Here is a 12,042-nt window from a genome sequence, read left to right as displayed (position 1 = left end):
CTTGTGGTGCTCTTACAGCAGTTGGCTGGCAGAGAGAACATAGTAGACGCCTACAACCGCGATGACGGCTCCGCAAGCGCGCACTGCCAAGGCGCCCTGTTGCCAGTGGTTGAGAGTGCCCAGCAATATGCCACATAAATGAAGCAGCCCTGTGGCGATAACAAAGCCTATGCCGTAGGACAGAGCGTTGGCAGCATGCGGCAATTCTGTCCCGTGTGCATGGCCATGGAAGATCGCGAAGAGCCCGACTAAAACGCCGGTGATCCAGAGGTTAGCCCTGAATTTAATCGCAATGGCAGCTCCAAGCAGGAGAGCAGAGAAGGCGATTCCCATTTCAATATGAGGAATGGGGACACCCAGGATGCCCAGTAAACCGCCCAACGCCATAACGACGGGAAATACAATTGGTAGTATCCAGATGGCAGGGTTGCCCAGTTGAGCCCCCCAGAGGCCAACGGCAACCATGGCAACCAAGTGATCTGGTCCTAAAAAAGGATGTAGAAAACCGCTCATGAGTCCTCCGGCAACGCCAGTTTCTTCATGAGCAAATGCCGAAGGTGCCGCTGTGCAAAACAATAGCAACAGCAGGCTGTTAACGTAAGGCCATCTCTGAGTTAAAAGGGCGTTCCGGCGCATCGTAGTTCTTCCTGTTCTGTCAAGGGCTGACTAACATAAATAAGCGTGAAATAAACCAGTAGCTGGCAATAGAGCCCATGCCATAAATACCAATCTGACTGCTCCAGCGAGGGGCTTGGAATTCCAAAATCTGGTGGGCCTTATACAGCCCTAGTAACGTCAGAACGAAACCAATCTGTCCGATTTCCACGCCGACATTGAAAAAGAGTAGGGCCGCCGGAAGCGCCTCTGCGGGAAGACCGATGTCATTCATGGCGCCCGCAAAGCCAAAGCCGTGCAGTAAACCGAATCCGAAGGCGATGGCCCAGGGAATGCGCGCGCTGAGGCAGGGCTCTCCGCGACGGTATTTTATAATCTCGACGGCAAGAATAACGATGCTGAGCGCAATGGTGGCATTGACGGTTTTTTCAGGCACGCCGACCCAACCTAACGTCGCCGCTGCCAGTGTAATACTGTGAGCCAGTGTGAACGACGTTATGGTGGCAAACAGCGAGCGTAGGTTCGCAACCAGCAGCATCAGTCCTATGACAAATAGCAAATGGTCAATGCCAAGCATGATATGTTCAATACCCAGTGGAATATAAGACGCCGCGATTTTCTGCCAGGGTATTTTGCCGTCGGCGGTAATCACCATGCGAGGATTGCCGCCAGTCAATGTGTAGCTGTGTGTGGGTTGATTACGGTATCGGATCTGAACGACGGCCGCAGAGTACTTCTCGCCAATCTCCGGCATCACGACTTCGCCCAACAAACCATCGCCGGTACATACTAAGCGTGGGTAGTCTTCTTGGCAGTTCTCAGGCCACTCTACGCCGGGAGGGGTGTCGGAGCGAGACGAATAATAAGTCCATTCCAGCCAGTAATCCTGGTTGCTGCCTTCATTGATGGTCAGTAGAGCGACAGGGGTGTCGTGTGCGACAGCGCCCTGACTAAGGGTCAATAAAAGAAGAAAGATACAGGCAAAAACAGGGCGGTAAAACCCGCTCTGCAGCGTGTCTGAGATAAACATCAATCTCCCCCCGTCTGTGCAACCCCGGCTCTGGCTTTCAGTGTCCGGCTGCGAGCAGTCAGGGTCTCATCGTCTTCAGCGTGGTTACTGGCTGCCAGTATTTCGGTGACGTCATCGGTTGAGAGCTGGATATCCACGTGATACTTGCGGGCGATATCCTCGGCCATTTCACTGACCTGCAAACCACTTGCTGCGCGCTTGTAGTCTCGCGCAACCTGGGATCTGACCGCTTGGTAGTCTGCTGGCACAGCATCAAAAGTCTCCGTGATACGGGCGCCCAGCCATTGATCCCCGCGCTGAAAGGCAACCCATTGACCAGGCGTCGCTGTGAATAGGCTGGCTCCGGCATCTTGACCAAACATGCGAATTAAATTGTCTTTACTGCGGCGTTGATAGCGGCGTATTTGTGTCGATTCTGAATCGAGCAAAGGGTAATTTGACACGGTCAGGGCCGCGATGGCTTCAGACTTCGTGGTGGCCTCATCCAAAGAGGTATATTCAACCGAGTAGCGTGCTGGCAGGTCATAAGAGGCGCGGTTGAGTTCGAACCATTGCTGTAGGGAATCCTCTGTCGCGGGCTCTTCTATAACGCGATTAAAGATGATGTTGCGCATTTTTAAGATCAAGCGACTGCGCATCATATCATCGCCTTGATCCAAACCCATGGCGACAGCCTCACGATAAAATATCTCGTTTTGGCTCCATTTAACGATAAGGTTTTCAATTTCTTGTTCTTCGGGAAGGCGTCCCTGGCCTTCACGAAAGATGTCGATCAATCGTGATAGTTGTCCCTCGTCGACAATGATGAGTCTTGGGTCATCTTTTTGTAAAAACAGCAGACGATCGATACCAAATACGATGGCTCCGATGAGAAGGAATTGAACAAGAGGCTCTTGTACTATTTTTCGTAGTCGACCATTCATGAAGCGGAGACATCTGTAGCAGAGGTTGTTTGACAGAGCGCATATTGTCACTGTGGTCCGCTAACTTACAAAAATTATATGACATAAAAGTGACGAATCGAGCGGGAGTCTTAACTACATTAGAATCGTTGGCTGCCGTTTTTGGCGTGCAAATTTAAATGTCAATAAATTGAAATAAAAATTACAAAAAGTAAACATATTTACTTAATACAAAGGTCATCGGCGTTTCACGGTTTTTTGGTTTTCTGTATGGCGCGCATTTGCGTAATTTGCTGGCTTGATTCATTCATTGATTTGCCAGCAGGGGACTAGACGATTTATGTCATACAAAAGCCATAGGGAATAGCAACTATGAAACCAAATGTTATGTCCACTGCGCTGGCTGCGGCAGTGGCGGCAGTATCTGGAAGTGCGGCGGCGGGTGAGTACCTGTCGGGCGACTTTCATAACCACACGACCTGTTCGGATGGATCGACCAACGTTGAGGTTCTGACGGAAAAATCTCTCTCGTATCTGGACTGGTTTATTCACGTAGGGCACTCAGGTTCTGGTGAGCGTGATTGTCGGATATCCGACTTTGTCGGCTTGAACCGAGACAGTGCGTTCAACGGTGGACTTTGGGCTAACACCGTCGGTAATGGGCCTGGCACTGATTCAGATATGATCAAAGGCGATTATGTTGAATCCAGCTTGAACGGTGGCACAGTTGAGCGGATGTGGCGCTGGCAGTCACTGCAGGAATATAACCTACCAAGCATCGTCACCGCTCGTGAGCTTCCCGGTAACGAAGATAAAGAAGCGTTTCTTGGACTCGAATGGGTAGTTCCAGGGCATGAGCATTCTTCAAACTCAATCGCTACCGGTCAATACCTGGAAGCACCAAACTCCGATGCAATTGCTCAATTCGAATATTGCTTTGCCCGAAACTCTGACGATACCTCACAAGGTGGCGGTCAGGGCTGGACTTGCGAGCTTTCAGAAGCGAGCAATGAGAAATTGAAAAAGCTGTTTAAGGGTCGCCCGGAAGAGGGCATCGCCGACTATAACAGCACACTGGTTGGTGGCGTCAATATTGAAGACGATGGCGATCATGTGAAATCTACGGCTGCTGTTCTTTGGATGCAGGAAAATTTCCCCGGCGATAGCTTTTCAGTTGGCTCTCACGTTGAGCGCCAGGGTGCTTTCATCGAAGACAGCAACGAAGGTTATAACGTGGAGCACTTCCGCGATTGGAATACTATTGCTCCGGATGTTGCTTTTGGTTTTGAATCAGAGCCAGGTCACCAGGCAAATTATGAGCGTGGTAGCTACAACGCTGGCCGTCCTTCTTCAGGGCTTTATACCTATGGTGGGGTTGGCTGCTATGCGGCGGCAGAAGCGGCAAAACCAGGTATGGATTTTGATGGCTCTCCCTTAACTCAGGAAGATTTTATCATTGGTGGTAAGTACGAAGAAGTGGATGACGATCAAGATCCCGCTCAGGTTACGGTTTGTCGTCCCGGCGTTCGTACTATGTGGGACGCGATGTTGTCTGAAGGTCGTCACTTCTGGTACTTCGCCTCGTCTGACTGGCACTCTCGCGGAAGCTTCGGCCCCCTGGACTTTGAAACCGACAACGACTTTTGGCCAGGTGAATTTCAACAGATTTTCACCTATATCGATGACTATGACAGCGATCCAGCCCGCAACATCGTCGACAGCTTGCGCAGTGGTAATTCTTTTTCGGTACAAGGTCAGTTGATCAACAGCCACTTCACCTTTGAAGCCTGCTCAGAAGGGCGTTGTGCAACTATGGGTGAGACCCTTGAAGTACGTAAAGGGGCAATGGTCTATGTGAAGCTGAAAGCTCAGGACCCTAAGGGTGAAAACAACAGTCCGTATTTCTTTAACAATCCGTCACTGTTGCAGGTTGGTATTGAGGAACCCATCAATCAACCGTCTTTGCGTCATGTGGATATCATCACAGGTACGGTGAAATGCCTGTTAACCCCGAAAGACGACGACTACTTCCAGCCAATGGCCCCTGCGACGACTAAGATCGCAAAAACTGTGACGTTTGAGCCCAGCTACGAATACAATGGCGACGGACATAAAAAGAAATGGCAGGGTAACAATCCTATATTCGCTGGGTATAGCTTCAAGGCGAACAATGACATGTATGTTCGTGCGCGTGGTACTAATATCCCTGCGGGTACACCGAATGTCCGTGACATGTACGGTAATCCACTCATGGATAAACTGAACGATAATATCGCTTGTACCGATCCTGCCTGCCCGCCACACATTGAAGGTGTATTAACAGCAGATGTTGAGGCTTGGGCGAATTTATCGTTTACTACAAATCCGATCTTTATCGAAATTAAAGGTCACAAGAAGACGCATCAGGCGAGTAACAAAGGTAGCAAGAGCGAAAGCTAACGCTTTGACAACCGTTGCTTAGGTGTTGTGTCAAGCTAAGGCCCCAGCGATGGGGCCTTTCTTATGGAGAATATTTATTGTGCGGCGACAAGATCTGCCGGAAATACCTCTCCATTATTGTCCGTATCCAGAGTTTCTACTGCGCGTTTAAGGTGAGCTCGAAACTCCAGCACGCTGATAGAACCGTCATGGTTTTTATCCGCGAGTTCAAAGGTAACATCGCTCAGATGGTTGTCACTGAATTCCTTGGCGGCAAAGAGCTCTTCTTTTTCAATAGAACGTGATTGATCTTTATCAAGACGATTAAAAATCGTGTAGAAGTGATCGAGTGCTTCTCCGGGCTGCACATAGCCCAAATGTTCACAATCAAGCTCAATAAAAAACGGCTTTACGAGCTGTGCCGCCGCCGCGTGCGTATCTTGCGAAGAGGTTGATTGGTTGAGGTCACCACTGTAAGCATTAACCGCCATCAATGGCGCTGAGATAAGAAAAATAGCGTTGAGAATTGTCGGCTTCATATTTCAGAAATCTCTGTGCAATAGAGTCGCTTACTAGGCTAGCGTCACACTGTTGCAGTTCTGTGGCGTCACGAAAGATTTAAACAGGAGTGTGTCGCATGCGCGTATCCTTTCGCTGTGAGCAGTTTATGGTGATCGATGACTTTTTGCCTGAGGAGCACGCCAAGCAATTGTGGTATTGGTTTCAGGTGGCGCCGTTTTTCCCAAATGACAGTCGGGGGCTTCATGGGGCTTGGCGGCTTGATGATGGCCGTGTCTTTCGCGGACCGGATGTTTATTACGGGGTATTGGCGAACGAGATTGCCGAGGCGCATGAAGGCGCCTTTGCTCATCCAACCGGAACGGCTTTGGATCTTTTGGCGGATGCCTTTGCCGCCAGTGAAGAACACTACCAACGCCTTGTCGGATGTCAGGGGCGCGATTGGCGAACCATCGCCATGGCTCCGAGGCTGTATGAACGCCACAGTTCGCTGTACTGGCACCGAGATACCCCCTCGGTCGTTACCGGTAGCGTGACTTACTATGCGCACCCTGAATGGAATGTTCAGTGGGGCGGTGAGCTTTTTGTTGCACATCCCGACGCCTTGAAGATTCCTCCCAGCCATGGTCCCTCTATGCGCGCACCTCAAGACGTGATGGGTAAGGGGCCGACGCAAATATCTGGTCATCTGGATAGTGAAGAGATTAATAACGCGTTGATGGAAATGGGGATGGGCTACTATGTTATGCCGAAGCCCAATCGGCTGGTGATCATGAGAACCGGCAATCCGCATATGATTTCGACGGTAAAGGCGGCCGCCGGTGACCATGTTAGAGCCAGTGTCACCTTGTTTCTGATCCGTCCCGGACAAGAAGGTGTGAGCGGTCTTCGTTAACACATCTTTGAAAGCGTGAAATCCTACAGGGTAGAATTCGTCATCTTCTTACACTGAGATATTTTGGTCTCGATTTCGGTAACGTGATGACACCTTCGCATAGACATCTGACATTAGACGAGCGTTTTGTGGCGCTAACGTCGTTACTGTCGTGTTTTTCACATTTTTGGCAGGCAACACCTTTCACTGATCGACACCCAGACTGGCTTGAGCAATCCCCTGAGCTTGCTCGTGACCTTTTGGCCTTGAGTGATGCCGACGTGTTTAGGCTCGGTCGAGAGCCGGACCGGCTGCTCGATTGGATGGCTGAGCGTGTTTTGGGGCTTGGTGAGTTAGATGCTTTGCTGGCATTACCCGTGGCTGCGCCTAATGTGTCTGCGCAATTTGAGTTTTCATCCCATTTTCAAACCCATATTCCGGGACGCAAATGGCAGCAAGCCAAGCGCTTTATTCATGCCTTACCTGATTCAGCCTTTGTTCCGACGACCTGGGTTGATTGGTGTGCTGGCAAGTCTCACCTGGGACGGGCGTTAGCCTGGGTGAGCCAATCGGCATTGAGGGCGGTAGAGCGGGATTACTCGCTTTGTGAGCAAGGTTTCGCTTTGGCAAAGGATCACTTGTCTGAGGTTCGCTATGACTGTTGTGATGTGTTGCAACAAGACGTTGCGTTTGCAGCCGATGAGCAGGTTGTCGCTTTGCATGCCTGCGGCGATCTGCATCGAACCTTGATTCGTCAGTGGGCAGAAAGCGACAGTCTGCTGTTGACGGTGTCTCCCTGTTGCTATCACCTTTGGTTGGCAGAGGCTTATCAACCTTTGTCCTCTCTGGCGAAACATCACGACTTGGGGCTCTCGCCCCAACAGGTACGCCTTGCCGTTCAGGAGACAGTCACATCTTCGGCGCGTGTACAGCGGCAAGTTGATGAAATGAAGTGCATTCGTTTGGCATTTGATGTGTTACAGCGAGAGTTGAGAGGCGTTGATACTTACCTATCGACGCCTTCGTTACCCTATTCATGGTTATCCAAAGGCGAAGACGCAATCATACGGGAGCTTGCAGATCGAACTGGGGTTCACCTGCCGAAATCCATCGACCTGAAACCCTATCTGACGCTTGGGCGAGCCGCCTACCACAGAGTGTCTCGATTGCAGTTGGCGGGGCAGGTCTTTCGTCGAGGAATTGAGTTATGGTTGGTATTAGATCTCGCTTTATTTCTGCAAGACGCCGGTTGCGAGGTGCGTCTGCAGACATTTTGCGATCGTGACTTAACCCCGCGAAATCTTCAGCTGATTGCGATGCGCTAGCCTGTTCAGGTTTCCGCTGTTTTGTGCCGTTTCAGTCGCGCGCTGAGACGATGAAAAAAGCGGTGTTTACCTTTTGCCCGTTCGCTGGTGAGGAAATTAATTTGCACTGAGCGCCGCTGTCCTTCAAAGCTGGGATAACCGTGCCAGCCGTTATCCTGCACTTTAAAGGCGAGTAGGGTTCCTGGTCCGGGAACGATTTCTTCGGCGAAGTTCTCCATGTTTTTACCGTCACGTAAAATCCGTAGGCGTCCGTCAGCGTGGGGCCAAGCTGGATTTAAATAAATCAATATGGTTAGCAGTTTGGTTTTTGAGTCGGTGTGAATGCGTCCATCTTTCGCGCGGGAATATCCTCGCAGCGTCGTCATCATGGGAGCCTTCATGACATCGACGGAAAATTTATCACCCATCAGTTGTCGAAAGTTGTCAGAATTTAAAGAGGCGATGAGCTTCCCAAAAGCCGGACCATATTGAACATCATCTTGATTAAAACTTCCGCCACTGCGAATGTCTGGAAAGTCTGCCATGACCTGCTCAATCTGCTCTTCGCAAATACTGTTTTCCAGTGCGAAGTAGGTGTATGGATCATGTTTAACCGTTGCGGCCTTGAGTGCAGGAAAGTCCAATAAGTTCACTGTTTATTTCCGTATTAATTTTATCGAATGTTAGATTTTATCGGTATTTAGCATATGTATCATAACGCAATGATAGGAAGGCATTGTTAAGGTGCCCTTAAGACATTGGTATGAGGTTTTCGTGAGTCAAGGATTTGCCCGCCAAGTCGTGCCCTGTAACACACGGTTGCGGCTGGTTAAGCGATGTGCCTTTGTGATAATTTTTATTACTAATAAAGTACTATTGCCAGGAAAAATTACAAAAATTGCGCCATCTGGTCAAAAAATGACTAATGCATAAAACGATCAATTGTTTACACTGCGCGCAACCTCGATGACAAGGATGAATCATGCGTAAAACTCTTTTGGCTCTCTCGTTACTGTCTGCCGCGGCCTCTTCTCAGGCGGCTATCGATATCTACAATGTTTGCGATAACGGCTCTTTGTACTGCACGGGCTCGGCCTCCTATGCCGGTTATGTGCGTGACGATGCAGTGGTTACTGGTCAGGGGCTCGAATGGATTAACTGGGGTGCAATGGCGAATATGCACTTTGGTGGTATTGAAGCCTCTTATGTTATGACAGAGGAGTACCCGGATTTCCGTCTGGCAACCACGTCAGAAATCAGTCAGCTGATGAGTGATTTTGAAGGCCAGGCCTATCTGTTTACCGAAGTGTTCGGGTACACCTATTCCGAGCTCGACCTTCCCTATTATGATTATCCATATGCCTACGCGGAATCTTATGCTCTTTATGACACAGGTTACGGTTGGGGGCACGCGGGTATGACGTTTGGTGGGATCGGCACCGATGGTTATATTTGGCCGAATTCCAGTAGCTTTGGTCCAGCTCGTGATCAGTCTCCGGACCCACTGGTAGGTGAGGGGCGTTCCGCTCTGGCATTAGTGCGGTCAATTAACGTTCACAGTGCTCCAGAGATTAGCACAAGTTCTATGGGACTGGCTGGAGGACTCCTGCTTGCGTTGATGGCCGTATTCCGCGAGCGCAAAGTACAGAATCATTAATGGAAAACCGCTTCGCTGGATAGAATTTATTCCGGCGGTTCACAGAAAAGCCACATGCCGCTTCATCGGCATGTGGCTTTTTTTTGTGAGTGATTAATTAAAACGATAATTCACAGCAAGCGTATAGTTTCGCGGTGTTCCGTAGCGAAAGGTGCTGAACTGGCCGACTTGGGTGTAGTAGGTCTCGTCAGTCAGATTGGACGCGTTAAACTGAAGACTCAATGCGTCAGTCAGATCGTAGCGAACCATCGCATTGACCAAGGTGTAAGCGTCTTGCGTAAAGCGATCTGCGATACCTGCTGGATTGGTTCCTGAGGAATAGGTTTCGTTTTGCCAATTGGCCCCGCCACCAATCATTAACCCAGAAAGCGTTCCATCAAATTCGTAGGATGTAAACAGCTTGAACGTCTTTGTCGGGAGGTCCGTGTTCAGGTCGCTGCCGTCGGCATCTTCGATATTAAACTGGGAGTAACCCGCACTGATATTCCAGCCGTCGATGGGCTGTCCTACAACCTCAATTTCAAAGCCTTTGCTCTCCGCTCCTTCTGCGGCGATATAAGCGGACATTTGATTGGGGGTTCCAACAAAGTCCGTGTCTGTCTGAGCGAGGTTGTCTTGCTGAATATCAAACAGGGCGATGGTCGTGTGCAGGCGGTCGTCCAGAAAGCGGCTCTTCAGACCAATTTCTGTGCTCTCACCGACTTCCGGATCAAGGAAATTCCCGTTGGCATCCCGGTTATTCTGAGGTTTGAATATCTCAGTATAGCTGGCATAAACACGGTGATTTTCGGTAAGGTCGTAAAGCGCCCCAGCATAGGGGATGAATTCATCACGGTTGCCATAATCGACGGTGCCGCTCCAGTCGAAACCGGTACGCAACCGACCACCGACGATAAACTTAAGTCTATCGGTGGCAGCAATACGCGTAGCGACATAGTAGCCTCGTTGTTCGGTTTCGATGTCTTGAGTTTGGACCTTCTCGTCAACCCATGAGGGTTCTTCCAGGCTGCCCCATTCGTAAAAATTGCCGGCCGGTACACTGTCGTAACCGCCACTCATGTCGCCGCCAATTGGGTCTTGAGTAAAGGTCTCTGCAGATTGTTTGCTGTAGAGGGCACCAACCACTAATTCATGGCTACGATCAAAGAGTTCATAGCTGCCTTTCAGTTGGATATCGAGACTGTCTTGCTCGGACTCGCCATTGCTGCGATATCTCTGTGCTCCCAAACCCTCGCCGGTTTCTCTGTCCAAAGAGCCGCTAAGGTAGAGTAATTTCGTGTCCGTTTCGTACATCAGCTTGTTGTAGTTTGCCGTTACTTCCCAGCCGTCGCCAAAACTGTGATTTATCGTCGCGAAATAATTGGTATTGGTTGTTTCCCAACGGTTCCAATCCATGGCTGTGGTTTTTGATTCGTCCCAGTCAGTCCTTGTTCCGTCAGAGAAAAACGTTGGCAGCGCTCCCCAAATGGTGCCTTTGGGATCATTGTGTTGATAACTGGCACCCACGCGCAGCAGGGTATTGTCGGTGATGTCGGATTCTAGTACGCCGTAAAAGATCGTCTTGTCGTCTTCATAGTAATCAACCTGAGAGTCGCCGGTTGCATAGCGACCAACGACACGACCGCGGATGCTGCCACTCTCATTTAAACCTGAGGAGACGTCGGCAGTCAGACGGCGCTGATCCCAACGGCCAGCAGCGACATCGACGAAGCCGTCCAACTCGCGACTGTCGGCGTGTTTGCGGACGAGGTTAATCGATGCAGAGGGGTCGCCCACGCCGGTCAAAAGGCCTGTGGCGCCACGGACGATTTCGATGCGCTCATAGATCGCAGTGTCGGCGACAGTCTCACCGGAATCACCTCCGAGGCTCCAAGAAGTCGGGACACCGTCGATCTGATAGCTGTCTATGGTAAAGCCGCGCGCGGAGAAATTGTTACGGACGTTGTCGACTTCTTCGGTAGAAACCCCGACGGAGTTGTTTACCGCATCCAGGATGGTGGTAATGTTTTGGTCCTGCATGCGCTCAAAGGTCAGCATAGAGACAGATTGAGGTGTCTCTTGTAACGACAAGCCAAGTCCCGTCGCGGTGTTGAGGCGTTGCTCTACCGTGTATTTCCCGACAACCAGAACTTCTTCGATGGTGTCATTTTTCTCATTATCCGAGGGCTGGATTGTCGTGGCCGCTTCCTGTGCCAGGCCGTATTGAGCTTTGGTCGCCAGCAATACCGCTGCAGAAAGGGTGGCTATCTTAAACTTCACAAGGGGTCTCCAAGATGATTGGTGTGACAAAAATCGTATGCGTAAGGTAGCGTAAATACTAACTATTATCATTAACTTTACAGGGGTGCTGGGAAAAAACCTCCTTGTCGGGATGGCTGTATGGGGTGGCGATTGGGGTTGGCTGTATTGACGGGAGAGCTCATACGTTACGATCTTTCCGGTCTGGCCTATAAGCTTTAGGTTTGTCCGCAAAAACGCTTTTGCTGTTGCCGCCATTGGTGATCGTCCGGTAGAACGGGTATTTCGACATAGCGGGGGAAAATACTGCGCGAGGAGTTTCACGAGGTGTTTTGACGGTGGTCTTATCCTGGTGAAAGGATAGGTGCTTTTTGAAAGCGGGTTCTGCCATCACGTTGGCGGTTGCCAGTAGACTAGCAATAAAAACGGCTGTGCATTTTGTGTTCATGTGGTTCTCTTGTTTTGAAATCGTCACGTTACTAAAA

The 12,042-nt window shown here is 50.2% G+C and carries 11 protein-coding genes; 4 read left to right on the top strand and 7 right to left on the bottom strand.

The annotated features are described in order from the left end of the window. Positions 1–12 precede the first annotated feature (12 nt). The 3 genes from ACXAFR_RS23140 to ACXAFR_RS23130 are packed head-to-tail and all read right to left on the bottom strand — an operon-like array spanning position 13 to position 2,568. The gene (locus ACXAFR_RS23140; protein ID WP_475181516.1) at positions 13–636 is read right to left on the bottom strand and encodes a HupE/UreJ family protein; all 624 of its coding nucleotides are present in this window, start codon (positions 634–636) and stop codon (positions 13–15) included. Positions 637–655: 19 nt separating this feature from the next. Next, positions 656–1,645, bottom strand: a complete 990-nt coding sequence (locus ACXAFR_RS23135) for a HupE/UreJ family protein (RefSeq protein WP_475181514.1) — start codon at positions 1,643–1,645, stop codon at positions 656–658. Then, positions 1,645–2,568 carry a peptidyl-prolyl cis-trans isomerase gene (locus tag ACXAFR_RS23130; RefSeq protein ID WP_475181512.1) on the bottom strand — a complete coding sequence of 308 codons (924 nt, stop codon included), beginning with the start codon at positions 2,566–2,568 and terminating at the stop codon, positions 1,645–1,647. The genes ACXAFR_RS23135 and ACXAFR_RS23130 overlap by 1 nt, the downstream gene beginning before the upstream one ends. Before the next feature lie 351 nt (positions 2,569–2,919). Here ACXAFR_RS23130 and ACXAFR_RS23125 point away from each other — a divergent pair, with 351 nt between their 5' ends. Then, positions 2,920–4,986 carry a hypothetical protein gene (locus tag ACXAFR_RS23125; RefSeq protein WP_475181511.1) on the top strand — a complete coding sequence of 689 codons (2,067 nt, stop codon included), beginning with the start codon at positions 2,920–2,922 and terminating at the stop codon, positions 4,984–4,986. A 74-nt stretch (positions 4,987–5,060) separates the two neighbouring features. Here ACXAFR_RS23125 and ACXAFR_RS23120 read toward each other — a convergent pair whose 3' ends face one another. Beyond that, positions 5,061–5,504: an EF-hand domain-containing protein gene (locus tag ACXAFR_RS23120; protein WP_475181510.1), complete on the bottom strand. Its 444-nt coding sequence runs from the start codon at positions 5,502–5,504 to the stop codon at positions 5,061–5,063. Between the two features lie 98 nt (positions 5,505–5,602). On the opposite strand from ACXAFR_RS23120, the gene ACXAFR_RS23115 reads away from it, so the two are divergent. Together ACXAFR_RS23115 and ACXAFR_RS23110 are read left to right on the top strand one after the other, a co-directional pair. After that, positions 5,603–6,379 (top strand): hypothetical protein, encoded by a 777-nt coding sequence (locus tag ACXAFR_RS23115; RefSeq protein ID WP_475181507.1) that lies wholly within the window; start codon positions 5,603–5,605, stop codon positions 6,377–6,379. A gap of 86 nt (positions 6,380–6,465) precedes the next feature. Beyond that, entirely contained in the window at positions 6,466–7,683 is a 1,218-nt protein-coding gene (locus ACXAFR_RS23110) for a methyltransferase (protein ID WP_475181506.1), read from the top strand. A 5-nt stretch (positions 7,684–7,688) separates the two neighbouring features. Here ACXAFR_RS23110 and ACXAFR_RS23105 read toward each other — a convergent pair whose 3' ends face one another. Continuing rightward, on the bottom strand, positions 7,689–8,315 hold the full coding sequence (locus tag ACXAFR_RS23105; protein WP_475181503.1) for a 2OG-Fe(II) oxygenase: 627 nt from the start codon (positions 8,313–8,315) through the stop codon (positions 7,689–7,691). A 329-nt stretch (positions 8,316–8,644) separates the two neighbouring features. Between ACXAFR_RS23105 and ACXAFR_RS23100 the strand changes: the two genes are divergently transcribed. Further along, complete coding sequence (locus ACXAFR_RS23100; protein WP_475181500.1) at positions 8,645–9,319, top strand: hypothetical protein; 675 nt, start codon at positions 8,645–8,647, stop codon at positions 9,317–9,319. A 93-nt stretch (positions 9,320–9,412) separates the two neighbouring features. On the opposite strand, the gene ACXAFR_RS23095 is transcribed toward ACXAFR_RS23100, so the two are convergent. Beyond that, positions 9,413–11,578, bottom strand: coding sequence for a TonB-dependent siderophore receptor (locus ACXAFR_RS23095; RefSeq protein WP_475181499.1), 2,166 nt, complete (start codon positions 11,576–11,578; stop codon positions 9,413–9,415). A 160-nt stretch (positions 11,579–11,738) separates the two neighbouring features. Beyond that, positions 11,739–12,005 carry a hypothetical protein gene (locus ACXAFR_RS23090; RefSeq protein WP_475181497.1) on the bottom strand — a complete coding sequence of 89 codons (267 nt, stop codon included), beginning with the start codon at positions 12,003–12,005 and terminating at the stop codon, positions 11,739–11,741. Between the last annotated feature and the right edge of the window lie 37 nt (positions 12,006–12,042).

This window comes from Pseudomaricurvus sp. ABR4_320 (assembly GCF_056159445.1).
This window is presented reverse-complemented; position numbering and strand designations above follow the sequence as displayed.